Here is a 24,145-nt window from a genome sequence, read left to right on the forward strand (position 1 = left end):
CCGGACAGGTGAGCATCGGCGGCGATCGCGATGGCGGTACGCCGGGGCGGCTGCGCATCGGCCATGCTAGAAACGCGCCCTGACGGCGAGCGATACGACCCGTCCGAGTGGATCGAGATAGGCCGGGCGGAAGGCGAACGGCGTATCCCCGTTCCGATCGCGCACGATCTGACGGCGACCGAGCACATTCCGGACGCCTGCCGTGACCTGCATCTTTTCCGCCCATGCTTGCGCCAGGAAGCGGTTGCCGGGCAGCGTGAGGTTCGCGTCGAACACGGCGAGCGATCCGAAGCGCAGGTCGGTTTCCGCGGTGGAGCCGCGAACGCGGGTGCTGCCCTGGATGCGGCCTTCGATCGCCAGCGTCGTGCCATCGCGCGACACCGATGTCTGGCCCAGCAATCCCACGCGCGGCTGGCCGCCCGCACCGCCGATGGAATCACCGGCCAGCTGATTGAGCGCCGGACCGTCGCGGCGCAGGATCAACCGGTCCGCAAGCGTGAGCGTCGGCCGCAGATTGAGCGACCATTGTGTCCCTGGTTGCTGCGGCTGTCCGTCAGGCGATGGCTGTGGCGAGATGTACAGGCCGACACCCATGCTGATTTCCCGCCTGCGCGATCGGTACAGGTTCACCGCGCGCGCATCGATCCCGACCAGCGCACCGGTTGCATCACGCGTGAATCGTTCGGGAAACGCTGCTGCCACGACCGGCAGGGCGGCGGCGAACGACGTCAGCGGATGGTGCACGATCGTGTCGACATAGCCGATGTCGATCGTGGCATTGCCTTTCTGCCAGGGGCGGACGGACAGGGTGGCCGTGCGTCGTTCGCGCCGTTCCGCGCGAAGGTCGGGACTGCCACCGCTGGTCAGGGTGACCAGTGCGGTGTCGCCCGTCGCATAGTCGAACACCGGCACGCCGGGCGTCCGCGTCGCGATCGACAGCAAGGCAGTGGCGGGAAGCGGCTGCTGGTCGATGGATATCCCGGCCGACAGGCTGACGATCCGGACCGGGGTCCATTGCAGGCTGCCGTCGACCCGGGGGGCAGGCCCCGATCCGCTCCCTCGTGCCATTCCGCCGGTGAGCGTGGCCGTAACGTCGCCGATCGCCGAATGCCGGCTGGCGGTCGTGGCCGCCAGGGGAACGGTCAGCGTCAGGCTGGCATCGCGATTGTCCTGTCGGACGTCCCGCGATTGGGACGCATCGGCGGATTGAAACACCGCCGTGCCGCGTTCGTACCGATAGCGGACGATGGCTGCGACCTGTAGCGGACCCGCCGGCAGTTCGAAAGGCGATCCGTTGATCTGCGCTTCGCCATCGATGCTATGGGATCGCGAGAGACTGTCCTGGCGCGTCGCCCCGGACAGTGCACTGTCGCTCGACAGGCGGGACGCATTGGCTTGCGCGTTCCACTGCCAGCGGCCGGCCGTGCCGCCGATCATCGCGCCCGCGCGATATCCGGTCGAGCGGGATCGCTGCCGATCCGGTTGACCATCGGGCGTGATCGGCATGGTCCCGAGCAGGCCAACGTTGGCTGATCGCCAGGCCGACAGCGACAGGGACGCCGTGCCCGAAGCGCCGACCGGCAGCGCGGCCATGCCGTTCAGGAATATGTTGTCGCCCGTCGGGATCAAGGAACGCGGCGGTTGCCGGGGGACGGCCACCGGGCCCGGTGCGGCGTCGCCCTCGATCACGCCGTTTTGCCGCGTGTAGTTTACGTTGAGGGTCAGGCGTCTGCGATCCGCCAGTTTCGCGAATATGCCGTTCGCTTGCGCATCCATTCCCCTGACGTCGGTCGGCGCGTTCAGCCGCGGTTCGACCTCCGCCGACAGGGATTGCCGCTGGAGCACCAGGTTCACCACCCGCCGGTCGGGTGCGCTGCCGAAGCGAGGCGCGCTGCGTTCCGCCAGGACCTGCAACTGCTCGATCGCTTCGGGAGGAAGCGTGGTCAGGTCCGCTTCCGACAACATCGGACGGCCATTGATGAGGATCAACGGCTCGCGTCCGCCCGGTGCCGTCAGGAGCGGGGTGAGCCGGCGCAGCAGATCGCGGATCGACGTGGCGCCGGTGCCCTTGAGACGTTCGGCGTCCAGCAGCGCGACCACCGCATTGCTATCGTCCGCGATCGATCGATTGTCGGGTTTCTTGCCGTTGACGATGATCTCGTCATCGCGAGGAACCGGCGTTTCGGTCGGTCCGCTCGTCTGAATACCGGCAGCGTCAAAAGAGACGACCGCTGCACAAAGATGAATGCCGATAAATAACAATATCTTGCATCATTCCTATTTATACGAATCATCTTCTAGTAATCTTTGCTTAAATTTGACATCCTGTTTGGAAAGTTGGGAGACAAAATTATAATTGACTGAGCGAAATGCGACATAATACATGCGGTTAGGTATCAGGACCAACATCTGGCGGCGATCAACGACGCGAGCCGGACTGTCGCGGGTGACGCGTAGCCATCAACGGGGTCGATCATGCCTGCACCACGCAACGCGCCGGCACTGCATCACGCCGATCGAGAGATGCCAGGCTCTTTAGGCGCGTTCGATCGTTCTGACCGTCATGAACCCGCCGCGACATGCGCGTCGCGGAACGAGCGATCCGGAGCGGGCGATGCATTGGTCTGAAAAGCGTTTAAGGGCTGCCGTCATGGAAAGCCGCGCCTGGACCTCGCCGCGATATGCGATGCACGATCGGCCATGGCACGGGCAGGGCGGCGGCTGCGATATCGCGCCGGCTGCCGAACCGATGACGGTCGACCGCACGCTGACGAACTGCATCAGGCGATGACGCGGGAAGGGGACGGGGCGGCTATCAGTATGTTGCTCGCCGCGGTCATCGGCGTGGCCTGGACGGTCATTCATATCGGCGCGATCTTCTTCTGGGAATGGCGGCCGTCGACCGCTGCGTTCGCGGTGGTGCTCGTCCTCGTGCAGGCGTGGCTCAGCACCGGTCTGTTCATCGTCGCGCATGATTGCATGCACGGCTCGTTCGCTCCGGGGCGGCCGCGCCTGAACCGCGTGGTGGGCACGCTCTGCCTCGGTGCGTATGCCGGCCTGTCCTATCGGGCCCTGTACCCCAAGCATCACGCGCATCATGCCGCGCCCGGCACGGATACGGACCCCGATTTCAACCCGGCGGCCCCCCGCCATCTCGGGTCATGGTTCCTCCGTTTCTTCCTCGGTTATTATACGCACGCGCAGATCGTCCGGATCACGGTCGCGGCGATCCTCTATCTGCTGCTGGGTGCGTCGCTGCTCAACATCGTGGTCTTCTGGGCGGTGCCCGCGCTGCTGGCGTTGGGGCAGCTGTTCCTGTTCGGCACCTACCTGCCGCACCGGCATGGCGCGACACCATTCGCTGACGCCCACAACGCTCGCGGTAACGGCCTGTCGCCGCTGGCATCGCTTGCCACCTGCTTCCACTTCGGCACCTATCACCACGAACATCATCTCAGCCCGGCGACGCCGTGGTGGCGATTGCCGGGGATGAAGCGATCATCCGAACGCCGGGTCGATCCCGGCCGCGGCTGACCACTCTGAACATAGCCGATAGCCGTGCGGTGAAGTCCCGTTCATGTTGTTCGCGTTGGGCAAGGCATTACGCCAGCCGCGCTCCGCCCGAAGCACGCCGCGGAACGCTCAGCCTGCTTCGCGTGCACGGGTGAGGGTGATGCGCGTGATCTCCGACGGCACGCCCAGCCTCAGGGCGAAGCCCGGCCACAATCCGGTGCCGTTGCTGACGTAGAGCGTCATGCCGCCGACGTCGTAGCGCCCGGATACGAACCCCGCGTTGCCGCGTGCGACCAGCCGGTCGAGCCCGACGATCATCCCACCATGCGTATGTCCCGACAGCTGCAGCGCGACGCCGCGCGCGGCGGCGTCGCGGGCGCGTCGGGGCTGGTGGTCGAGCAGGACGATCGGCGCGTCGGCGGGCGCGCCCCGCAGCGCCAGCGCCAGCTCGGGCGCCGCTTCGCCTACGCCCGGCGCCGACAGGTCGGTGACGCCGGCGATCACCAGTCGCGCATCATCGCGCGCGATCACCGCATGCGCATTCGGCAGCAGGCGGAACCCCATATCCGACAACGCTTGCATCCACGCGGCATAGCTGAAGAAATACTCGTGGTTGCCGGGAATGGCATACACGCCGTCCGGGGCACGCAGCCGGCGCAGCGGCGCCACGTCGTCGCGCCGCATGGCGACCGATCCGTCGATGAAGTCGCCGGTCACGACGATCAGATCGCCGCCGGCGGCGTTCGCCCGTTCGACCACCGCCTGCGCCCACCGGGCCGTGAACAGCCGGCTGATGTGGAGGTCGGTCAGCTGGATAATGCGATACCCGTCGAGGGCGGGGGAAGGTCGCGCACGGCCACCTGCACATCGACCACGGGGGGACCCGCACCGCGTTGCCGACACCGATCGCCGCGGCGACCGCCGCCAGCGCCGCCACGGCGTAGCGAAGCGCTGCCGGTTCCTGCACCGCCGCCTGCCGGACCAGCATCGTGACGAGCGCGCCGAGATCGAGCGCCAGCTGAAGGACGGCGAGCAGGACGAGCGCACCGAACGCCCAGTTGAACAGGATGACGATCCCCCGCGGGAATTCGGGCGCGAACACCGACCCGGAGGATAGCCGGCTCCACAGGTGGAATTGCGAGGCGGCGAGCATCGCCAGCCCGGCCGGTATCTTGATCCAGAGCGGCAGTGGCAGCGGCCATAGCCAGCGGGCCAGCACCACCAGCGCTGGCACGGCAAAGACGAGGTTGAAGATGATCGAGGCTCCGGATCGGCGTGCGGGGTCGTCGATAAACGACGCAGGGGTCGCGAATGTCCATAGCATCGCGCAGGGCATTTCCATCATCGCCCCCGCTCCCCATCTGATATGGCATGGATGAAGACCTGAACCACCTAGGCCTGATCGATGAGGACGAGATCGCCCTCGATCACGCCGCCCTGGCGCTGGCGCTGCCGGATCATGCCGGCACCGATCTCACCCCGTATCACGACCTCCTCGACGCTATCGCGACGCGGCTCGATCTTGTCGGCGCCGATGCCGACACACCGGCCGCGCGTGCCGATGCTCTGGCGACGGTGCTGGCCGGGGAATTCGGGTTCGCCGGCGACGCCGCAACCTACGACGATCCCGCCAACGCGGACCTGATCGGCGTCCTCGATCGCCGCCGCGGCCTGCCGGTGAGCCTGTCGATCCTGTGGGTCGCGATGGCGCGGCGGCTCGGCTGGAGCGCCGATGTGCTCGACGTTCCCGGCCACGTCCTGGTCGTCGTGGGGGAAAAGGCTGCTCCGGTGATCGTCGATCCGTTCGCGGGCGGCGTGCGCGTCGGCGCCGAACGCCTCGCCGCGCTGGTCGAGGCATCGGCCGGCGCGGGCCGCGCGGTGACACACGTCGCGGCGATGCCCAACCGGGCGGTGCTCGTCCGGCTGCTGCAGAACCAGGCCTCGCGGGCCGAACGGTCTGGCAGGGGGCGTCGCGCGCTCGACCTCTACGTGCGGATGACGGTGATTGCGCCGGCGTACCCACATGCGTGGTGGGAACGCGCCCGGCTCGAATGCGTCGACAACCGCAGATCGGCCGCCCGTGCCAGCCTGGGTGCCATGCTGGAGATCACGCGCGACCCGGATATGCGTCGGCGGGTCACCGCGATGCTCGGTGCGCTGCCAGCCGATTGATGCGGGGCGTCGCCATGCGCCGGTTGTCCCCGGTCATCCCTGCAGGACTATCATCGCAGGCGGGATGCGTCACCCATCACGCGGCGTTGCGCGCCTGGAACAGCTGGCGATCCTCGATCAGATATACGACCGCCAGCACCAGGACGCCGATCGCGAGATAGCCGATGGCGAGCGGATAGGTGGATCCGTCATAAGCCTGACCGATCATGGAACCGACGATCACGGCGCCGACGCTGGTGATGAAGCCCTGGATCGACGATGCGGTGCCGGCGATATGGCCGACCGGCTCCATCGCCATGGCGCCGAAGTTCGATCCGCACAGGCCGATGCAGGTCATGCTGAGCGCCTGGAACAGCATGTACGTCGCCAGCGTCTCCATGCCGCCGGCGATCACGGCGAGGTGGATCGACGACAGGGCGATGAGGGCGATGAGGGCGGTCTGCGAGATCAGCCGCGTGCCGAGCCGCTCGACCAGCCGGCTGTTGGCAAAGGACGCGCAGCCCATCGAAAAGGCGCAGACGGCGAAGAGGATGGTGAAGCGTTCGCCGGCGTGGAATTCATCGACGAAGATCTGCTGCGCGGAGGACACGAACGCGATGATCCCGCCGAAGGTCATCGACGCCGCCACGGCATAGCCGGCGGAGAAGCGGTTGGTCAGCGTCAGCCGATAGGCGCTGCCGAGCGCCGCGAGCGACAGCGGCGAGCGGCGCTCGACCGGCAGGGATTCGCGCAGGCGGATGCAGGACCAGGCGAGGACGAAGGCCGCAAACCCGGCGAGGGCATAGAAGATGAAGCGCCAGGGACCGAACGCCAACAGCACCTGCCCCAGGCTGGGTGCCATGATCGGGACCAGGAAGAAGATCATCTGCGCCACCGACAGCGTGCGTGCCATCTGGCGACCGGCGTAGCGATCCCGCACGATCGCGACCGCCAGCACGCGGGTCGACGCAGACATCAGCCCCTGGAGGACGCGCGCGCCCAGCAGCGCAGGAAAGGTTTGCGAACTCGCGGCGAACACGCTGGCGGCGACGAAGCCGGCAAGGGTGACGAGCAGGATCGGCCGGCGACCATAACGGTCCGCCAGCGGACCATAGACGAGCTGTCCCGCGCCGAACCCCAGCATGTACACGGTGATGATCCACTGCCGGTGGTTCGCCGTCGTGACGGCGAGCTGATGCCCGATATCCGCCAGCGCGGGCAGCATCAGGTCCACGCCCAGCGCGTTGACCGCCATGAGCGCTGCGACGAACGCGACGAATTCCCCGGCGCGCATGGGCGTGCCGCTTTGCTGATCGGTCATCGCCGCCATCTAGTTCGGGAATCCTCCGGTGGCCATGGCGCGGCGGGATGACGATGCGGGTGACGGGCGTTGGCTCGATCGCGATGCGACCGTCACGCGCTCGTCTGTATCCGCTCCTCCACCGCGGGTGCTAGGGCGTCGCCCGTCGATGGCGTCGCGGCGACCGGGTATCCTGTCAGCCGCGATGAACGAGGGGTGCTATGACGGCGACAGTCGAACGCGAGGCGCTGCCGGCGCTCAGCTGCCACCTCGCTGTGCGGCGGTGGCGGCGCGGATCGCCTTGAATTCGGATGTTGCGTTCCATTCCGGCCAGCGCGTGTCGTTGGCAAGGTCGAACCCGATGCGGCGCAACAGGTCGACATCGGCCGCCGCGCCCGCAAGGTTCCAGTCGGCCGACCATGCATCGCAGGTCTGGTGGTAACAGCGCATGTAGCCGTCCAGCCAGCGTTGTCCCGCAGCGCGACCGCCCTCCACCAGGTTGGGGGTGCCGCTGATGGCCATTAGCAATAGTGTTGGAACGCCTCGGCGGGCGAGCGAGAAATGGTCGGCGCGATAGAATAAACCGCGTTCCGGCAGCGATTCGGGCGTCACCGTGCGGCCCTGCGCCTGCGCGGCGCCGGCCAGGCGATCCTCCAGCGTGTTCTGCCCGGCACCGACGAGCAGCACGTCGCGCGCCGGCCCGGCGGTCTGGAGGATGTCGAGCGTCAGGTTCGCGACCGTCTTCGCCACCGGATAGACGGGGTGTGCGGCATAGGTTTCCGAGCCGAGCAGGCCGCGTTCCTCGCCGGTCCACAATGCGAAGACCTGGGTGCGTGCGGGACGCGGTGCCCTGGCGGCGGCACGGGCGATCGCGAGCACGCCGGCGGTGCCGAGCGCATCGTCGTTGGCACCGGGACGGATGCGCCGGCCCGCCGCATCCGGCGCCCCTTCGCCGTAGGCGTCCCAATGGGCGCCGTACATGATCGTCTCGTCCGGGCGGCTGCGACCGGTGAGCCTGGCGAGGACGTTGCGGCTTTCGGCGCGCGTCACGGTGACGGGCAGGTCGGCGGACAGGCCGGCGCCCGCCAGCGCGACGGGGCGGAAGTCCGATCGCCGTGCCGTCTTGCGCAATTGCGCCAGATCGAGCCCCGCCTGCGCGAACAGCCGGGTCGCGGCGTCGCCCGCAATCCAGCCCTGCAGGGCGACGCGGGATGCGGCGGGGGCGGCGACGTCGTAATTCTCGCCGCCGGGCGCGGTGACCGTCGCCCAGCCGTAACCGGCGCCGGCGGTGTCGTGGACGATGAGGGCCGCCACCGCGCCGCGCCGCGCGGCCTCTTCGAACTTATAGGTCCAGCGGCCGTAATAGGTCATGCGCCGCCCGCCGAACCGGCCGACGGCATCGTCACCCGCACCCGCTTCGAAATCGGGATCGTTGACCAGGAAGACGGCGACCTTGCCCTTGAGGTCGACGCCCTTGAAATCGTCCCACTGCCGTTCGGGCGCGCTGACGCCATAGCCGACGAACACCAGCGGCGCGTTCCGGACCACGGCGCGCGCATCCGGCCGCACCGTCGAGAGGTAGACATCGCGCCCGCCGACCCAGTCGGTTCCGTTGGCGGAGACCGTGCCGGATCCCAGCATCGTGCGGATCAACGGTACCGGCTGCGTCCAGCTGCCGCCGGGGCCGCCGGGCTCCAGTCCGGCCGCCTTGAACTGCGCGACCAGCCAGTCGACCGTCTTCGCCTCGCCCGGCGTTCCCGGCGCCCGCCCGCCGAACGCATCGGACGCGAGCGTGCGGACGTCGGCCGACAGCCGTTCGGCGGGAATCTGCACGGTAGCGGGTGCCGCGCCGATCAGCGGAAGGGCGATGATGGCGGCGGCGAAACGTGACATGCAAGGGTGCTCCGATAAGGGAACGCTTATGCTAGAGCCACCGGCGAGCGCGCGCGACCTGTTTGTCATATCGTCGGTGCGCATAGCCTGGGTGCGTCGCGTTGGCGGACTGGGACAATCCGTCCCATCGACAGCGCCGCCCCGCGCGCGCACGGTCCGTCGATGCCCCAGGACCCGATGCCACAGGACCAGATGCCACAGGACCCGATGGCCGAACCGGCCGCGCCGCCACGAGACACGTTCCGCTGGATAGTGCGGTGCGGCTGGAAGGGGCTTTGCCCGCGCTGCGGCGAGGGGCGGATGTTCCGATCGTGGCTGAAGATCGTCGATCGCTGCGACCATTGCGGCCTCGACTATCGCTTCGCCGCGCCCGACGACGGCCCGGCGTTCTTTTCCCTGTGCATCATCGCGCTGCCGCTGATCTTCTTCGTGGTGTGGGTGCAGGTCGCGTTCGATCCGCCCTATTGGGTGCACTTCGTCACCTCGGTGCCGTTCATGGCGCTCGGTACGCTGCTGCCGTTGCGCCCGCTGAAGGGTTGGCTGGTCGCCTCCCAATTCGTCAATCGCGCGCAGGAGGCGGGGACGCAGGGCCTGTGGACGCAATTGCACGGCAGCGATCCGCAGGCGAACGACTTCGATCAGTAAGCGGCGGGGCCGGACACCGTCTGGCGGATCGCATCCCCATACCGGCGCGCGGCGGCATCGATGGTGAACGCCTGCGCCTGTTCGCGGCCGGCATCGACCGCCACCGCCATCGTCCGTGCCGAGGCGATCCCCGCCGCGAAGGCGTCGACATCGCCCTGCGCGACGATCAGGCCGAGCCGGCCGTGGTCCAGCACCGACCGTACGCCGGCCCCGCAATCGGTCGCCACGATGCCCAGCCCGGCGGCCAGCGCCTCGATCAGCACCGCGGGCACACCCTCGTAGCGTGACGACAGCAGCAGGACGTCCTGCGTGCGCATCACCGTCGCCGCGTCGGGAACATGACCCATGAAGACGACCTGACCGGCGATGCCGAGGCGCTGCGCCTGCTGTTCCACCCGTGCGCGCAGCGGACCATCGCCGATGATCGTCAGCCGATCCGCGGGCAGTGCCGCCTGTGCGAAGGCGGCGACCAGCGTCGCCGGATCCTTCTGCGCGACCAGCCGCCCGACCGCGACGTAGCGGATACCCGCGCCCCGTGGCGGTCGCGCGACCGGCGGCGGCAGCGTGTCGATCGCGGGGTCCGGGATCACCGTGCGCGCGACCGGACCCAGATAGCGGTCGACATCGGGCAGGATCGCCGCATCCATCACCACCCAGCGATCGACGAAGCGCGCCTGCACGCGCAGCCACCACCGCCAGAACGGGCGCGCCGGCGCCGGCATGTCGGCGCGCGCCAGGTCGTTGCTGATCTTGACGACCACCGGCGGGCAATGCCGGCCCAGCCGCAGCTTCATCGCGCCGGCGACGATCGTATAGGTGTTGCCCGCGCAGAACAGCGCATCGGGGGCGGTGCGGCGGATTTCGGCCGGCAGGCGGGCGATCATCCACAATGTCTCCCACCAGCCGCTGCCGAGCCGCGGCTGATCGGGAACGGTATAGGCGAGGTCCGTGGCCATTTCGTCGCGCAGCGCGCCGTCGTTGCGGCCCATGAACAGCGGCGCGTCGATCCCCATCGCCCGCCAGCGCCGCACCAGTCGCAGCGCGACCCGCTCGACCCCGCCGGGTTCGAAGCTGTGGAGGAAGGTCAGGACGCGCATGCGCGGGCTCCGATGGCCGAGGGCGGCAGGGGCGGGCGCCCCTCCGCGCGTCGCCGGTAGACCAGCCGCATCCGCGCAGGGCCGGTGCAGATGCGGGCGGCGAGGACGTAATCGCTGGCCAGCGCGCGTTCGAGGATCCGCCGCGTCACCGGGTTGCCGCCATCGAAATGCGGCAGGTCGTCGATGATCGCGACCGGATGCGTGGCGAGAATGCGTGCGACCTCACGCGCCGGATCGACGCCCAGCGCCGCCGCGCGCGATTCCTCCTGCGTGGCGAGGTGGCCGGGGAAGGGCCAGCGGGTGGGCAGGCACGAACCGGTCAGCATGTAGAGCGCCGGATAGCCGTCATAGACATAGATGCAGCCGCCGCCGTCGACATGCGCGGCGCGGGCGACGGCGGCCGCTTCGCGCGCGCCGCCCTTGTGCAGAGCGCTGATCGCCAGCACCGCCTGCCCCCCGACCAGCCCGACGAGCGCCAGCGCCAGCCCGGCGATGCGATGCGCGCGACCGGCATCCACCGCCTGCGCGAGCAGGCACATCAGCGCCGGCAGCATCGGCATGGCATAATGCGGGCTGGCGAAGCGCCAGTACAGCAGCACGCCGGCCGCCGATGCCGCGAGCCAGCCGAGCAGGAAGCGATCGTAGCCCGCCACGGTCCGCCCGCCATCGCGCGACCGCCCGCCGGACAGCACGAGCAGCGACGGCAATGCCAGAATGCCGAGGATCGCACCCAGCCCCGCCAGTTGCGTCGCCAGCCCGCCGCGCCCCTGCGCCAGTGCCGACAGGACATTGGCGAAGACGAACGGCGATGCCTGCCCGATCGCGGCATAGGCGGCGAAGGCGGCAAGGGTCGGCAGCATCGCGAGGCCGATCCATATTGCGATCGACCGCGCCAGCCGCGCGCCGCGCTGCCCGGCCCGCCAGGCGAGCGCGATCAGCCAGCAGCCGAAGAACAGCCCCTCCGCGACGACGCTGTATTTGATCTGCAACGCGATACCGACGAGCAGCATCGCGCCGGCACCGTTGCGGGTGGGATCGCCGCGCACGCCGAGGATCAGTGCCGCGGCGGCGACCATCGGCAGGTTGTAGAAGACCGGCGACTGCCCGCCTTCCCCTTCCATGAAGTTCAGCCAGAGAATGTACGCTATCGCGGCGAGCGTGGCGGCGAACGGTCCGGCGCGGCGGCGCGCGATGCCGTGGATCAGCAGCGCGGTCACGACGACGAAGACCAGCGCCACCAGCTTGTATTGCAGGAAACCGTCGCCGCCCATCGCCCGTGCGGCCGCGAAGATCAGGAACAGGCCGATCGGCTTGCGATCGAATATGTCCACATAGGGAATCGCGCCATGCAGCATGCGGTCGCCGACCAGCAGGTAGAATTGTTCGTCGAAGCCGACCACCGGATTGCCGAAGGTTTGCGCGCGGGCGATCACCGCCACGACCAGCAGCAGGAGGGCGACCGTTCGGCGGCCGGTCCACGAATATCCACGACGGGAAAGGGGCGGCACCGCGTCATCCTGGGTTGGGCCGGATCGTGTGACGCCAATCGCGACGCAGGGCAATCGGTAAAGGGCGCAGCCGAAGGCTTCCCGGGCTTCCCAGGCGGGGCAGGCCCCGGCACAAGGCGCCATGCTTGTGTGACGGGATGGACCGCATCGTGATGAAAAGCCTGTGTCATGTCGCCCTGCTGGCGTCGCTGTCGGTATCCGCGATCGCGTCGGCGCAGCAGGCGCCGGGAATGCGTTCCCCCGCGGACATCTATGGTGCCCTGTTCGACGCGGTGCAGCGCGGCCATGTGTTCGCCGACGGCAAGACCTTCGTCGATGCGGTGCCGAAGCGCGACGTCGCTGCGATCCTGCGCGATTACGGGCGCACCCGCCCGCAGGGTGCGGCGCTGAAGGCGTTCGTGCTCGCCAATTTCATCGTGCCGGGCGAGAACGACCGGGGCACCACCGACCTGCGCACCCATGTCCGCACCCTGTGGCCGCAGCTGGTCCGCCAGCCGGTCGCGCCCGTTGCGGGCAGTTCCGCGCTGCCGCTGCCTGCCACGTACGTCGTTCCCGGCGGACGCTTTCGCGAAATCTATTATTGGGACAGCTATTTCACGATGCTGGGGCTGAAGGTCGACGGACAGCAGCCGCTGGTCGAATCGATGCTCGACGATTTCACCAGAATGATCGAACGGTACGGCCATATCCCCAACGGGACGCGCACCTATTACCTGTCGCGATCGCAGCCGCCCTATTTCGCGCTGATGCTCGACCTGTCGGCGAACGTGGACGCGGCGGTGGCATCGCGGCGGCTGCGCGCGCTGCGGACGGAGCACGATTACTGGATGAGGGGCGCGACCTGCGCCACCGCCCGCGCCGCTTGCCAGCGGGTCGTCCGCATGCCCGACGGCAGCCTGCTCAACCGCTATTACGACGATCGCGACACCCCGCGCGACGAATCCTATGCCGAGGACGTGGCGACCGCCGCGCAGGCCGCACCGCGCGCCGCGACCGATACGCAGCGCAACCTGCGCGCGGGTGCGGAAAGCGGCTGGGATTTCAGTTCGCGCTGGCTGCGCGACCCGCAGACGCTGGCGACCATCCACACCGTCGACATCGTGCCGGTCGACCTCAACAGCCTGCTCTACGCGATGGAGCGCGGTATCGCCGATCGCTGCGCTGCCGTGGCCGATAGGGCCTGCGCAACCCGCTATGCCGGGCTGGCGGCGCAGCGCCGGGCGGCGATCGACCGCTATCTGTGGCAGGCGAACGCCGGCCGCTACGCCGATTGGGACCTGTCGACGGGCAAGCCGACCACCAGCGTCAATGCCGCGATGCTCCATCCGCTGTTCGTCGGCATCGCCTCTCCGGCGCAGGCCAAGGCGGTCGCCGCGACGACGCGCAAGGCGTTGCTTGCGGAAGGGGGGCTTCGCACGACGACGCTGCGCACCGGATTGCAGTGGGACGAGCCGAACGGCTGGGCGCCGCTGCAATGGGTCGCGATCGCCGGGCTGGCGGGCAATGGCGAACCGGCACTCGCCAGGGAGATCGCGACGCGCTGGCTCGGCACGGTGCAGGCGGCCTATGCGGACACCGGCAAGATGCTGGAGAAATACAATATCGAACGGCGCACGCCGGGCGGCGGCGGCGAATATCCGGTGCAGGACGGCTTCGGCTGGACCAACGGCGTGACGAGCGCGATCCTGGATCGGTATCCGGCGCTGGGGGGCAAGGCCAGGCCGTAAGGGTGGGCCTCAGGGGGGGCGTTGAAGGCGTCCGTCACCCGCCGGACGGAAACCGCTGCAACGGCAGCACCATGCCCGCCACGACGAAAAAGCTGGCGTCCATCGCCGCTGCGACCTGCTGGTTGAGCCGCCCCGCCGCATCGCGGAACGCCCGGCCCAGCGGGTGGACGGGGACGATGCCCAGCCCGACCTCGTTGGTGACGACGTATACGGGCAGGGGGCAGGCCGCGATGGCGCGGAGCAGCGCCGCGCCCCGCTCGCCAAGGTCGTGCTCGCCCAGCATCACGTTGCTCAGCCACAGCGTCAGGCAATCGACCAGCACGACGCCGTCGGCGCAGGCGGCGATCGCCTCGGGCAGCGCCACCGGGCATTCCACCGTCCGCCACCGCGGCCCGCGGTCGTCGCGATGGCGGGCGATGCGGTCGGTCATCTCGTCGTCGTGCGCCTGTGCGGTCGCCAGATAGTGCAGCGGGCCGTCCTGATCCTCGGCAGCGGCCTGCGCGAGGCGGCTCTTGCCGGAGCGGGCGCCCCCTACGAACATCGTCTTCATCTTGCTTTCGCCTCGCCTCGGCCCTAGGGGCGCCTTCGCGACAGGTTCCCAGAGATGGGATGAAAAGGGAACCCGGAAGCGAGCGCTTTGGTCGCTCGCCATCCGGGGCTGCCCCCGCAACTGTGACCGGCGAGCCTTGCTCCTCCGCGTGCCACTGGATCCTCCACGATCCGGGAAGGCCGGGCCAGGCGACGACCCGGAAGCCAGGAGACCTGCCCGTCGTGGTTGTCCTTCGTGCGGACGGGGTGTTCCTGCGCGATCGAGGTTTTCCTCGCGTGACGACGGTGTTGGGGTCGTGCGCGGCGGAACGGCGATTTCCGTGCAAGCGCCGGCGCGTCCCCGTTGTTGAAACGAGGGGGATACCATCGTGAAGAATTATGCCTGTCTGATCCTGCTGCCGTGCATCGCCGCGGCCGCACCCGCCGTCGCGCAGAGCGCCCAATCCACCAGCGGCCTGACCGAAGCCGCCGATGCCGGCACCGACATCCTCGTCACCGCCAACCGCGAGGCGCGGCCCGCGTCCACCGTCGGCCAGGCGGTGACCGTGCTCGACACCGCGACGATCACGCAGCGCCAGGCGGTGACGGTGTCCGACCTGCTGCGCCAGACGCCCGGCGTCACCGTGACGCGCAACGGCGGTGTCGGCACGTCGACCTCGGTCAACATCCGCGGCGCGGAAAGCGACCAGACCGTCGCGCTGATCGACGGCATCAAGCTGAACGACCCGTCGTCGCCCGGCGGCGGCTTCAACTTCGGCAGCCTGCTGATCGGCAACATCGCGCGCATCGAGGTGCTGCGCGGTGCGCAGTCGGTGCTGTGGGGCAGCCAGGCGATCGGCGGCGTCGTCAACCTCATCACCCGCCAGCCGACCGAGCAGCTGCGTGTCAACGCCCGCGCCGAGGGCGGCTGGCACGAGACGGGGCAGGCGTTCGCCAACGTGTCGGGCAAGAGCGGCCCGGTCTCGGCGAGCTTCGGCGGCGGTTATTACACGACGGACGGCATCTCGGCCTATGCGCCGGGCAAGGAGCGCGACGGCTTCCGCAACTATTCCGCCAACGGCAGCGTCGGCATCGCGCTGGCGCAGAACGTGTCGGTCGACCTGCGCGGCTTCTATGCCAACGGCCGCACCGATATCGACGGTTTCGGACGCGACAGCCGCGAATATGGCGACAGCGAACAGTGGATCGGATACGCCGGCCTCAACGCCGCGCTGTTCGATGGCCGCTTCCGCAACCGGATCGGCTATGCGCATACCGACAGCGACCGCCGCAACACCGACCCCGACGGCACCCCGACCGAGACGTTCCGCGGCATCGGCCGCAACGACCGTCTGGAATATCAGGGGACGGTGGACGTCACCAAGGCGGTCTTCGCGACCTTCGGCGCGGAGCGGGAGGTTTCGCGCTTCTCGACGTCGAGCTACGGCGGTCCGGTGACGCGCGGCCGCGCCCGCATCTTCAGCGTCTACGGCCAGGTCGCGGTGACGCCGATCGCCGGGCTGACCGGCACCGCGGGCGTGCGCCACGACGATCACAACATCTTTGGCGGCGCGACGACGTTTTCGGGCAGCGGCGTCTATTCGCCCAACGGCGGCGCGACCGCGTTCCGCGCGAGCTATTCGGAAGGGTTCAAGGCGCCGACTTTGTACCAGCTGCAGAGCGAATACGGGAACACCGCGCTCGACCCCGAACGCTCGCACGGCTGGGACGCCGGCGTGACGCAAAAGGCGATGGGCGGCGCGGTCGAGGCGAGCGCGACCTATTTCAAGCGCAATTCGTTCGACCTCATCACCTTCGTGTCCTGCACCCGGCCGCTGACCGGCATCTGCACCGGCAAGCCCAACGGCACCTACGACAACATCGCACGCGCGCGGGCGCAGGGTGTCGAACTGTCGCTGCTGCTGCGCCCGGTAGAGGCGCTGACGTTCAGCGCCGCCTACACCTATCTGGATGCCAAGAACCGGTCGACCGGCACCGCCAATTTCGGTCGCGACCTTGCCCGCCGGCCCGACAACAGCATGACGGTGAACGCCGATTACCGCTGGCCGTTCGGCCTCACCACCGGTGCGACGATCACCGCGATCGGCGACAGCTTCGACAATGCGTCCAATGCGCGCCGGCTCGATGGGTACGTCGTCACCGACGTGCGCGCCTCGTTCCCGATCGGTGATCATTTCGAGGTGTATGGTCGCGTCGAGAACGTCTTCGACGAACGCTACCAGACGATCTACCAATATGGTCAGCCCGGTCGCGGCGCGTTCGGCGGCATCCGCCTGACCTATTGACGTGATCGACGCCCGCGTCCTCGCCACCTTCTGCGCCCATGGCGGGCGGATGGCGGCGGCGCGCGCGGCGTTCGGCGGCGGCGACTGGATCGACCTGTCGACGGGCATTGCGCCGTGGGGCTGGCCGGTCGATGACCTGCCGCTCGGGCTGGACCACCTGCCGGAGCCGGACGCGATCACCGCGCTGGAAGCCGCCGCGGCCGGTGCGTTCGGGGTGACCGATCCCGCCGGTGTCGTCGCGGTGCCGGGAACCGACCTCGCCATGCGGCTGCTCGCCACGATGCTGCCGGCGGATCGTGCCGCGGTCCTGCAACCGGGCTATGCCGGTCACCGCGCCGCATGGCCGGACGCGCAACCGGTCGCCGCGCTGCCGGCGCCCGACGCCGACCTGTTCGTCCTTGCCAGCCCGGCCAATCCCGATGGTCGCGTCACCGACCCCGTCACCCTGCGCGCGCTGGCGGCGCGGATGACCGTCGTGGTCGACGAAGCCTATGCCGATCCCGATCCCGGCCTGTGTCCGCAGGCATCGGATCGACTGATCGTGCTGCGATCGTTCGGCAAATTCTACGGCCTGCCCGGCCTGCGCCTCGGCTTCGTCGTCGCCGGGCCGGCCATCGCCCGGCGCCTGCGGGCGATGATCGGCGACTGGCCGGTGTCCGGTCCGGCGGTCGCGATCGGCACGCTTGCCTATGCGGATGCCGACTGGCGCCGGGCGCAACGGGCACGGATCGTCGAGACGGGCGGGATGCTGGACACGGTGCTGACCGCGGCTGGCATCGCCATCGTCGGCACGGCACCGCTGTTCCGGCTGGTGGCCTGCCGCAGCGCCCTGTTCGAGACGCTTGCGCGCCACGCCATCCTGACCCGCCCGTTCGCTGACCGGCCCGATCGCCTTCGTATCGGCCTGCCGCGCGGCAGCGCCGCCATCACTCGTCTTGCCACCGCCCTGGAGGTCCCCCGATGACCGAAGCCGACGATACCGGCGATTACGCCCGCCACAACGCCCGCATGGCCCGCGTCGCCGCGGCGCGCGAGAAGATGCAGGCGCGCCGTACGCTGGAGCGCGGCCTGCTGATCGTCCACACCGGCAACGGCAAGGGCAAATCCTCCTCCGCCTTCGGCATGGCGATCCGCAGCATCGGCTGGGGCCTGAAGGTCGCGATCCTGCAATACGTCAAGGGCAAGTGGGAGACGGGCGAGCGCAACTTTTTCGAAGCGCATCCCGACCTCGCCACGTTCGAGGTGATGGGCGAGGGGTTCACCTGGGACACGCAGGACCGCGCGCTCGATATCACCGCGGCGCGCGCGGCCTGGGAGCGATCGAAGCAGATGATCCTCGACCCCACGATCGACTTCGTCATCCTCGACGAACTCAACATCGTGCTGCGCGACGACACGCTGCCGATCGCCGAGATCGTCGCGTTCCTGAAGGAGCGCCCGCTCACCAAGCACATCTGCATCACCGGCCGCACCGCCAAGCCGGAACTGCTGGAGATCGCCGACCTCATCACCGATTTCACCGAGGTACGGCATCCCTACAAGGCCGGGTTCAAGGCGCAGCGCGGGGTGGAATATTGATGCGACGGCTGATCGCCCTCGCAGCCTTGCCGCTGCTCTCGGCGGCGCCGGTCCGCGCACCCCGCATCGTATCGATCAACCCGTGCATCGATGCGGTGCTCATGCACGTCGCCGATCCGTCCCAGATCGTCGGCATCAGCCATTATTCGCAGGATCCGCGGGCGACGTCGATCCCGCTGGCGCAGGCGATGCAATTCACCGCGACCTCCGGCACCGCCGAGGAAGTGGTGGCGCTCGCCCCCGACGTGGTGATGAGCGGACCGCACGTCGCCCCCGCGACGATCGCCGCGCTGAAGCGGATGCGGATCAGGCTGGTGCAATATCCTGTGCCGGATTCGGTCACCGAGAGCGAGGAGCAGGTGCGCGACATCGCCCGCATCGCGGGGCATGCCCCGCGGGGACAAGCCCTGGCGCGGCGGATCGCGTCCGCGGCACGGCCCATGACGGAGACGCAAGTCCCTGCGCTGATCTGGCAATCGGGCGGGCTGGTGCCGGGGGCGGGCACGCTGCCCGACGAACTGCTGTCGCGCGCCGGTTTCCGCAACATGAGCGCGGTCTATGGCCTGAAGAAATGGGACGTGCTGCCGCTGGAATATCTCATCGCCCGGCCGCCGCGCGTGCTGCTGTCGGTCGGTGCGGCGGAGGTGGGCGAGGATCGGCTGACCGCGCACCCCGCGGTTCGCCGTCTGGCGCAGCGGATCGCGATCGCGCCCTATCCGTCGCGGCTGATGAACTGCGGCGGGCCGACGATCGTCGCGGCGATGGCGCGCCTGCGCCGGATACGGAAGGGGATGGGGGCATGACGCGGCTCAACATCGGTTTGCTGGCCGCCCTGCTGGTCGCCGCCGCACTGTCGGTGGCAGCGGGCAAGGTGTGGGTACCGTGGGATGCGTGGACCGCCGCCGACCCCCGATCGATCATCATCGTCGAACTGCGCCTGCCGCGCACGATATTGGCGCTGCTGGTCGGTGCGGCGCTGGGGCTGTCGGGTGCGGTGATGCAGGGCTATCTGCGCAATCCGCTCGCCGATCCCGGCCTGTTCGGCGTGTCGTCGGGCGCGGCGTTGGGTGCGGTGCTGTCCCTCTATTTCGGCTATGCGGCGCAGGCGTGGCTGCTGCCCGGTTTCGCGCTTGCCGGTGCGGGCGCGACGATGGCGCTGCTCGCGCTGATCGCCGGCCGGTCGGGCAGCCTGATCCTGTTCACGCTGGCGGGCATGATCCTGACGAGCATCGCCGGGTCGCTGACCGCGCTGGCGATCAGCCTCGCGCCGACGCCGTTCGTCTCGTCGCAGATCGTCACCTGGCTGATGGGTGCGCTGACCGACCGCAGCTGGGACGACGTGACGATCGCGCTACCGCTGATCGTCGTCGGCGCCGCCGTGCTGGCGATGACCGCACGGTCGCTCGACGCGCTGACGCTGGGCGAACAGGCGGCGCGGTCGATCGGCGTCGATCCCGCACGGTTGCAGGGGCTGGTGATCGCCGGTGTCGCGCTGACCGTCGGCGCGGCGGTGGCGTCTGCCGGGGTGATCGGCTTCGTCGGGCTGATGGTGCCGCACCTCGTCCGCCCGCTCGCCGGCAATCGCCCCTCGGCGATCCTGCTGCCATCGGCATTGGGCGGTGCGCTGCTGCTGACGCTCGCCGATTGCCTCGTCCGGCTGTTGCCGACGGTCAGCGAATTGCGGCTGGGCATCGCCATGTCGATGCTCGGCGGGCCGTTCTTCCTCTACCTGCTGATCGCGATGCGCCGGAGGCTCGCATGACCCTGCTGACCGCCGAAGGCATCGGCCTGTCGATCGGCGGCAACCGCATCCTCGATGCGGTCGACGTCGCATTCCGCCGTGGCCGGGTCACCGCGTTGCTCGGCCCCAATGGCGCGGGCAAGAGCAGCCTGCTGGCGTGCCTCGCTGCGCTGCGTGTTCCGAACGAGGGCGCGGCACGGCTGGATGGTGCCGACGTCGCCGGCCTCGACCGCCGCGAACGCGGGCGGCGGATCGGTTTCCTGCCGCAGGCCGCCGACGTGCATTGGGACGTCGACGTCGCCACGCTGGTCGCCCTCGGCCGTCTGCCGCATCAGGGCCGCTGGGGCGCGACCGCGGCCGATCGTGCCGCGGTCGAGCGCGCGCTCGCCGCCACCGACATGGACGGCCTGCGCACCCGCGGCGTCGAGCGACTGTCGGGCGGCGAGCGGGGGCGGGCGTTGCTGGCCAGGGTGCTGGCGGGCGAACCCGAATGGCTGCTGGCGGACGAACCGCTCGCCAGCCTCGACCCCGCGCACCAGCTCGACGTGCTGGCACGGCTGCGCGGTGTCGCCGATGCTGGCAGCGGCGTGGTGCTGGTGCTGCACGACCTGCACCTCGCCGCGCGGATCGCCGACGATGCGGTGCTGATGCGCGGCGGCCGGGTGATCGCCGCCGGTCCCGCCGACGACGTGTTGACCGCGCCGCTGATCGCGCAGGCCTATGGCGTCGACGTCGAGATCGGGGTCACGCCCGGCGGCCAGCGGTTCATCCTGCCGATCGCGCGGTGACCCATGCGGCGCTTCTGCTCGCGGCGCTGATCGTGGAGGCGGCGCTGGGCTATCGGCGCCGATGGCCACATCCGGTGCAGGCGGCGGGTGCGTGGATCGCCGCATTCGAACGGCGTTGCAATCGAGGCGATCCCGCGACGCAGCGGCTGGCGGGCGTCGCACTGCTGGTGTCGCTGGTCGCGCTCGGCGCGGCGGCGGGCTGGATCCTCGGGCGTCTGGCGGGGAAGGGCTGGGGCCTGATCGTCGTCGTGCTGGTTGCCTCCACCGGCCTTGCGCAGCGCAGCCTGCACGATCACGTCGCCGCCGTGCTAGCCCCGCTCGTCGCCGGTGATCTCCCCGCAGCGCGTCGTGCCGTCGCGATGATCGTCGGCCGCGACACCGCCACGCTGGACGAGGCGGGGATCGCCACCGCAGCGATCGAAAGCCTTGCCGAAAGCTTCTGCGACGGGGTCGTCGCCCCCGCCTTCTGGTTTCTCATCGCCGGTCTGCCCGGCCTGTTCGCGGCAAAGGCGATCAACACCGCCGATTCGATGGTCGGCCATCGTACGCCCCGCCTGATCCGGTTCGGCTGGGCCTGCGCCCGTGCCGATGACGGCATCAACTGGCTGCCGGCGCGCCTGTCGGGCGTGTTGATCTGCCTCGCCGGCGGGGGCGGGTGGCGGACGATGCTGCGCGATGCCCGCCGCCACGCCTCGCCCAACGGCGGCTGGCCGGAGGCGGCGATGGCGGGTGCGCTCGACCGCCGGCTGGGTGGGCCGGTCACCTACGACGGCGAAGCGGCGATGCGGGCGACGCTGGGCAGCGGCGGCGCGCCCGATGCCGCCGACCTGCGCCGTGCACTGCACCTCTATCGCATCGCCTGTCTCGGGCTATGGATCGCTACGGGGGTCGTCGCATGGGCGCTGTGATGCTGCAGGGGACCGGATCGGACGTCGGCAAGTCGGTGCTGGTCGCCGGCCTGTGCCGCGCGCTGTCCAACCGCGGCCTTACCGTCCGCCCGTTCAAGCCGCAGAACATGTCGAACAACGCCGCGGTGAGCGCCGATGGCGGCGAGATCGGCCGGGCGCAGGCGTTGCAGGCGATCGCCGCCCGCATCGCGCCGACCACCGACATGAACCCGGTGCTGCTGAAGCCGCAGAGCGACCGCACCGCGCAACTCGTCGTCAACGGCAGGGTGCGCGGGCTGATGGGGCCGGGCGACTATCGCCGCCGCAAGACCGACCTGCTGGACGAGGTCCTCGCCGCCTATCGCCGCCTGTGCGCGCAGGCGGACATCGTCGTGGTGGAGGGTGCGGGATCGCCGGCCGAGATCAACCTGCGTGGCGGTGACATCGCCAACATGGGCTTTGCCCGGGCGGCGGGGGTGCCGGTGGTGCTGGTCGGCGACATCGATCGCGGCGGCGTCATCGCATCGCTGGTCGGCACGCGCGCGGTGATCGATCCCGATGATGCGGCGATGATCCACGGCTTCATCGTCAACAAATTCCGCGGCGACCTGTCGCTGTTCGACGATGGCCTGACGGCGATCGCGGACCGCACCGGCTGGCGCAGCGTCGGCGTGGTGCCGTGGCTGGCCGATGCCGCGCGCCTGCCGGCCGAGGATGCGGTGGCGCTGGGGCGTGATGGGACGCGCGGCGGGGGTGCGCTGGTCGCGGTGCCGATGCTCTCGCGGATCGCCAATTTCGACGACATGGACGCGCTGGCGCACGAACCCGGCATCCGGCTGGCGATGATCCCGCCCGGCCAGCCGATCCCGGGCGAGGCCGCCTGGGTGATATTGCCCGGTACCAAGGCGACGATCCCCGACCTCGGCTTCCTGCGCGCGCAGGGCTGGGACGTCGACATCGCCGCGCACGTCCGTCGCGGCGGACGCGTGCTCGGCATCTGCGGCGGGTACCAGATGCTCGGCCGCACCGTGTCCGATCCTGCGGGTATCGAGGGAGCGGCGGGGACGGTCGCCGGCCTCGGCCTGTTGCCGGTCGACACCGTGATCGCCGCCGACAAGCGCACGCGCGCGGTGACCGGCACCTTCGCCTCCTCGGACACGGGCTTTGCCGGGTACGAGATCCACGCCGGCGTCACCCGCGTCGATCTCGGCACGCCGCCGCTGTTGCGGATGGACGACGGCAGTGTCGATGGCGCGGTCGCGCGCGATGGCCGCATCGCTGGCTGCTACGTCCACGGCCTGTTCGACCGCGCCGACGCGCGCGCGCACCTGATCGCGCCGCTCGGCATCGCCTCGGACGGCTTCGACCGGCGCGAGGTGATCGACGCGGCGCTGGACGGCATCGCCGCAACGCTGGAACGGGCACTCGACATCGACGCGCTGATCGCGCTGGCAAGGACCGCCGCATGACCGAAACCGACGTCCGCAGCTATCTCGACGCCCTCGCCAAACCGCGTGGCAGCCTCGGCCGGCTGGAGGATATCGCCGTGCGGCTCGCCGTCACGCAGCGGCGGATCGATGCGCGCACCCGCCCGCGGCGGATCGTGCTGTTCGCCGGCGATCACGGCTGCGTCTCCGACGGCGTGTCGGCATGGCCCTCGGCGGTCACCGGCATGATGGTCGCGACGATCCTGGCTGGGCAGGCGACCAGCAGCGCGCTCGCCCGCGCGCACGACTGCCCGTTGCGGCTGGTCGATGTCGGTGTGTTCGGCCCGCGGATCGCGGCGGCGCCGTCGTTCTTTCGCGACGCGCGGATCGGTGATGGCACCGCCAGCCTCGCGCACGGCGCGGCGATGGATGTCGCCCGCTTCGACGCGGCGTGGCAGGTCGGCGCACAGGAAGCGGATCGCGCCGCCGACGACGGCGCGGCGCTGCTGATCGCGGGCGAGATGGGGATCGGCAACACCACTCCCGCCGCCGCGCTCACCGCGCTGCTGACCGGCGTCGCCGCCGCCGAAGCCGTGGGCCGCGGGGCCGGGGCGGACGATGCGATGCTCGCGGTGAAGTCACAGATCGTCGCCGATGCGGTGGCGCGCGCGGCACCGTTGCTATCCACCGATCCGATGCGGGCGATCGCCATGATCGGCGGGTATGAGATCGCGGCGATCGCCGGCTTCTTTGCCCGCGGTGCCGCGCGGGGGGCGACGTTGCTCCTCGACGGCTATGTCGCGACCGCGGGGGCGCTGGTCGCCGAACGCCTTGCCCCCGGCACCGTCGCGGCGATGATCGCGGGCCATCGTTCCGCCGAGCCGGGCCATGCCGCCGCGCTCGCGCATCTTGGCCTCGATCCGCTGCTCGACTGGCACATGCGGCTGGGCGAGGGCAGCGGTGCGCTGGTCGCACTGCCGCTGCTCGATGCGGCGGCGGCGGTGCTCAACGATGTCGTCCGGCTCGACGCGATCGGCGCGGAGCGAGCGGACTGAC

At 69.7% G+C, this 24,145-nt stretch carries 21 protein-coding genes and 1 riboswitch; of the genes, 14 read left to right on the forward strand and 7 right to left on the reverse strand.

Going from position 1 to position 24,145, the window contains the following annotated elements; genetic code table 11:
• Positions 1–66: 66 nt before the first annotated feature.
• On the reverse strand, positions 67–2,262 hold the full coding sequence (locus GTH33_RS07085; RefSeq protein WP_163957813.1) for a TonB-dependent receptor: 2,196 nt from the start codon (positions 2,260–2,262) through the stop codon (positions 67–69).
• Positions 2,263–2,650: 388 nt separating this feature from the next.
• On the opposite strand from GTH33_RS07085, the gene GTH33_RS07090 reads away from it, so the two are divergent.
• Complete coding sequence (locus GTH33_RS07090) at positions 2,651–2,791, forward strand: hypothetical protein (protein WP_163957814.1); 141 nt, start codon at positions 2,651–2,653, stop codon at positions 2,789–2,791.
• Positions 2,788–3,534 (forward strand): fatty acid desaturase, encoded by a 747-nt coding sequence (locus GTH33_RS07095; protein ID WP_163957815.1) that lies wholly within the window; start codon positions 2,788–2,790, stop codon positions 3,532–3,534. The genes GTH33_RS07090 and GTH33_RS07095 overlap by 4 nt, the downstream gene beginning before the upstream one ends.
• Before the next feature lie 108 nt (positions 3,535–3,642).
• Here the strand turns inward: GTH33_RS07095 and GTH33_RS18145 are convergent, their stop codons facing one another.
• On the reverse strand, positions 3,643–4,560 hold the full coding sequence (locus GTH33_RS18145; protein WP_338054406.1) for a metallophosphoesterase: 918 nt from the start codon (positions 4,558–4,560) through the stop codon (positions 3,643–3,645).
• 324 nt (positions 4,561–4,884) lie between these two features.
• On the opposite strand from GTH33_RS18145, the gene GTH33_RS07105 reads away from it, so the two are divergent.
• On the forward strand, positions 4,885–5,685 hold the full coding sequence (locus tag GTH33_RS07105; protein WP_163957816.1) for a transglutaminase family protein: 801 nt from the start codon (positions 4,885–4,887) through the stop codon (positions 5,683–5,685).
• A 76-nt stretch (positions 5,686–5,761) separates the two neighbouring features.
• Here the strand turns inward: GTH33_RS07105 and GTH33_RS07110 are convergent, their stop codons facing one another.
• Together GTH33_RS07110 and GTH33_RS07115 are read right to left on the reverse strand one after the other, a co-directional pair.
• Positions 5,762–6,958 carry a multidrug effflux MFS transporter gene (locus GTH33_RS07110; RefSeq protein WP_163959700.1) on the reverse strand — a complete coding sequence of 399 codons (1,197 nt, stop codon included), beginning with the start codon at positions 6,956–6,958 and terminating at the stop codon, positions 5,762–5,764.
• A gap of 264 nt (positions 6,959–7,222) precedes the next feature.
• Complete coding sequence (locus GTH33_RS07115; RefSeq protein ID WP_163957817.1) at positions 7,223–8,857, reverse strand: M28 family peptidase; 1,635 nt, start codon at positions 8,855–8,857, stop codon at positions 7,223–7,225.
• Positions 8,858–9,064: 207 nt separating this feature from the next.
• Here GTH33_RS07115 and GTH33_RS07120 point away from each other — a divergent pair, with 207 nt between their 5' ends.
• Positions 9,065–9,502, forward strand: coding sequence for a DUF983 domain-containing protein (locus GTH33_RS07120; protein WP_163957818.1), 438 nt, complete (start codon positions 9,065–9,067; stop codon positions 9,500–9,502).
• On the opposite strand, the gene GTH33_RS07125 is transcribed toward GTH33_RS07120, so the two are convergent.
• Together GTH33_RS07125 and GTH33_RS07130 are read right to left on the reverse strand one after the other, a co-directional pair.
• A complete protein-coding gene (locus tag GTH33_RS07125; protein ID WP_163957819.1) occupies positions 9,496–10,599 on the reverse strand; it encodes a glycosyltransferase in 1,104 nt (367 codons plus the stop codon). The two genes, GTH33_RS07120 and GTH33_RS07125, sit on opposite strands and share 7 nt — an antisense overlap.
• Positions 10,587–12,107: an ArnT family glycosyltransferase gene (locus GTH33_RS07130; RefSeq protein WP_163957820.1), complete on the reverse strand. Its 1,521-nt coding sequence runs from the start codon at positions 12,105–12,107 to the stop codon at positions 10,587–10,589. The genes GTH33_RS07125 and GTH33_RS07130 overlap by 13 nt, the downstream gene beginning before the upstream one ends.
• Positions 12,108–12,259: 152 nt before the next feature.
• On the opposite strand from GTH33_RS07130, the gene treF reads away from it, so the two are divergent.
• Entirely contained in the window at positions 12,260–13,834 is a 1,575-nt protein-coding gene (gene treF, locus GTH33_RS07135) for an alpha,alpha-trehalase TreF (protein WP_163957821.1), read from the forward strand.
• A 34-nt stretch (positions 13,835–13,868) separates the two neighbouring features.
• Here treF and cobU read toward each other — a convergent pair whose 3' ends face one another.
• Positions 13,869–14,384 (reverse strand): bifunctional adenosylcobinamide kinase/adenosylcobinamide-phosphate guanylyltransferase, encoded by a 516-nt coding sequence (gene cobU, locus GTH33_RS07140; RefSeq protein WP_163957822.1) that lies wholly within the window; start codon positions 14,382–14,384, stop codon positions 13,869–13,871.
• A gap of 25 nt (positions 14,385–14,409) precedes the next feature.
• Positions 14,410–14,618: riboswitch (cobalamin riboswitch) on the forward strand.
• Between the two features lie 133 nt (positions 14,619–14,751).
• Here cobU and GTH33_RS07145 point away from each other — a divergent pair.
• The 9 genes from GTH33_RS07145 to cobT are packed head-to-tail and all read left to right on the forward strand — an operon-like array spanning position 14,752 to position 24,144.
• Positions 14,752–16,668: a TonB-dependent receptor plug domain-containing protein gene (locus GTH33_RS07145; protein ID WP_163957823.1), complete on the forward strand. Its 1,917-nt coding sequence runs from the start codon at positions 14,752–14,754 to the stop codon at positions 16,666–16,668.
• Between the two features lies 1 nt (position 16,669).
• Positions 16,670–17,632, forward strand: coding sequence for an aminotransferase class I/II-fold pyridoxal phosphate-dependent enzyme (locus GTH33_RS07150; RefSeq protein ID WP_338054407.1), 963 nt, complete (start codon positions 16,670–16,672; stop codon positions 17,630–17,632).
• Complete coding sequence (cobO, locus tag GTH33_RS07155; RefSeq protein ID WP_163957824.1) at positions 17,629–18,246, forward strand: cob(I)yrinic acid a,c-diamide adenosyltransferase; 618 nt, start codon at positions 17,629–17,631, stop codon at positions 18,244–18,246. Before GTH33_RS07150 ends, cobO begins: the two co-directional genes overlap by 4 nt.
• On the forward strand, positions 18,246–19,049 hold the full coding sequence (locus GTH33_RS07160; protein WP_163957825.1) for an ABC transporter substrate-binding protein: 804 nt from the start codon (positions 18,246–18,248) through the stop codon (positions 19,047–19,049). Before cobO ends, GTH33_RS07160 begins: the two co-directional genes overlap by 1 nt.
• Positions 19,046–20,008, forward strand: coding sequence for a FecCD family ABC transporter permease (locus GTH33_RS07165; RefSeq protein WP_163957826.1), 963 nt, complete (start codon positions 19,046–19,048; stop codon positions 20,006–20,008). Before GTH33_RS07160 ends, GTH33_RS07165 begins: the two co-directional genes overlap by 4 nt.
• Positions 20,005–20,775 (forward strand): ABC transporter ATP-binding protein, encoded by a 771-nt coding sequence (locus GTH33_RS07170; protein ID WP_163957827.1) that lies wholly within the window; start codon positions 20,005–20,007, stop codon positions 20,773–20,775. Before GTH33_RS07165 ends, GTH33_RS07170 begins: the two co-directional genes overlap by 4 nt.
• Positions 20,772–21,683: an adenosylcobinamide-phosphate synthase CbiB gene (gene cbiB, locus GTH33_RS07175; protein WP_163957828.1), complete on the forward strand. Its 912-nt coding sequence runs from the start codon at positions 20,772–20,774 to the stop codon at positions 21,681–21,683. The genes GTH33_RS07170 and cbiB overlap by 4 nt, the downstream gene beginning before the upstream one ends.
• Complete coding sequence (locus GTH33_RS07180; RefSeq protein ID WP_163957829.1) at positions 21,671–23,131, forward strand: cobyric acid synthase; 1,461 nt, start codon at positions 21,671–21,673, stop codon at positions 23,129–23,131. Before cbiB ends, GTH33_RS07180 begins: the two co-directional genes overlap by 13 nt.
• Entirely contained in the window at positions 23,128–24,144 is a 1,017-nt protein-coding gene (cobT, locus tag GTH33_RS07185; RefSeq protein ID WP_163957830.1) for a nicotinate-nucleotide--dimethylbenzimidazole phosphoribosyltransferase, read from the forward strand. Before GTH33_RS07180 ends, cobT begins: the two co-directional genes overlap by 4 nt.
• Position 24,145: the final 1 nt, after the last annotated feature.

Origin of the sequence: Sphingomonas insulae (assembly GCF_010450875.1) — a bacterium.
GTDB classification, from domain to species: Bacteria; Pseudomonadota; Alphaproteobacteria; order Sphingomonadales; family Sphingomonadaceae; genus Sphingomonas; species Sphingomonas insulae.

Excerpts from the sequence above, each read along its gene's own strand:
- GTH33_RS07115 (WP_163957817.1), bottom strand. The coding sequence starts at position 8,857 with ATGTCACGTTTCGCCGCCGCCATCATCGCCCTTCCGCTGATCGGCGCG.
- cobO (WP_163957824.1), top strand. The coding sequence starts at position 17,629 with ATGACCGAAGCCGACGATACCGGCGATTACGCCCGCCACAACGCCCGC.
- GTH33_RS07160 (WP_163957825.1), top strand. The coding sequence starts at position 18,246 with ATGCGACGGCTGATCGCCCTCGCAGCCTTGCCGCTGCTCTCGGCGGCG.
- GTH33_RS07170 (WP_163957827.1), top strand. The coding sequence starts at position 20,005 with ATGACCCTGCTGACCGCCGAAGGCATCGGCCTGTCGATCGGCGGCAAC.
- GTH33_RS07110 (WP_163959700.1), bottom strand. The coding sequence starts at position 6,958 with ATGCGCGCCGGGGAATTCGTCGCGTTCGTCGCAGCGCTCATGGCGGTC.
- GTH33_RS07095 (WP_163957815.1), top strand. The coding sequence starts at position 2,788 with ATGACGCGGGAAGGGGACGGGGCGGCTATCAGTATGTTGCTCGCCGCG.
- GTH33_RS07105 (WP_163957816.1), top strand. The coding sequence starts at position 4,885 with ATGGATGAAGACCTGAACCACCTAGGCCTGATCGATGAGGACGAGATC.
- GTH33_RS07165 (WP_163957826.1), top strand. The coding sequence starts at position 19,046 with ATGACGCGGCTCAACATCGGTTTGCTGGCCGCCCTGCTGGTCGCCGCC.
- cobT (WP_163957830.1), top strand. The coding sequence starts at position 23,128 with ATGACCGAAACCGACGTCCGCAGCTATCTCGACGCCCTCGCCAAACCG.
- GTH33_RS07090 (WP_163957814.1), top strand. The coding sequence starts at position 2,651 with ATGGAAAGCCGCGCCTGGACCTCGCCGCGATATGCGATGCACGATCGG.
- GTH33_RS07120 (WP_163957818.1), top strand. The coding sequence starts at position 9,065 with ATGGCCGAACCGGCCGCGCCGCCACGAGACACGTTCCGCTGGATAGTG.
- GTH33_RS07125 (WP_163957819.1), bottom strand. The coding sequence starts at position 10,599 with ATGCGCGTCCTGACCTTCCTCCACAGCTTCGAACCCGGCGGGGTCGAG.
- cobU (WP_163957822.1), bottom strand. The coding sequence starts at position 14,384 with ATGAAGACGATGTTCGTAGGGGGCGCCCGCTCCGGCAAGAGCCGCCTC.
- GTH33_RS07180 (WP_163957829.1), top strand. The coding sequence starts at position 21,671 with ATGGGCGCTGTGATGCTGCAGGGGACCGGATCGGACGTCGGCAAGTCG.
- treF (WP_163957821.1), top strand. The coding sequence starts at position 12,260 with ATGAAAAGCCTGTGTCATGTCGCCCTGCTGGCGTCGCTGTCGGTATCC.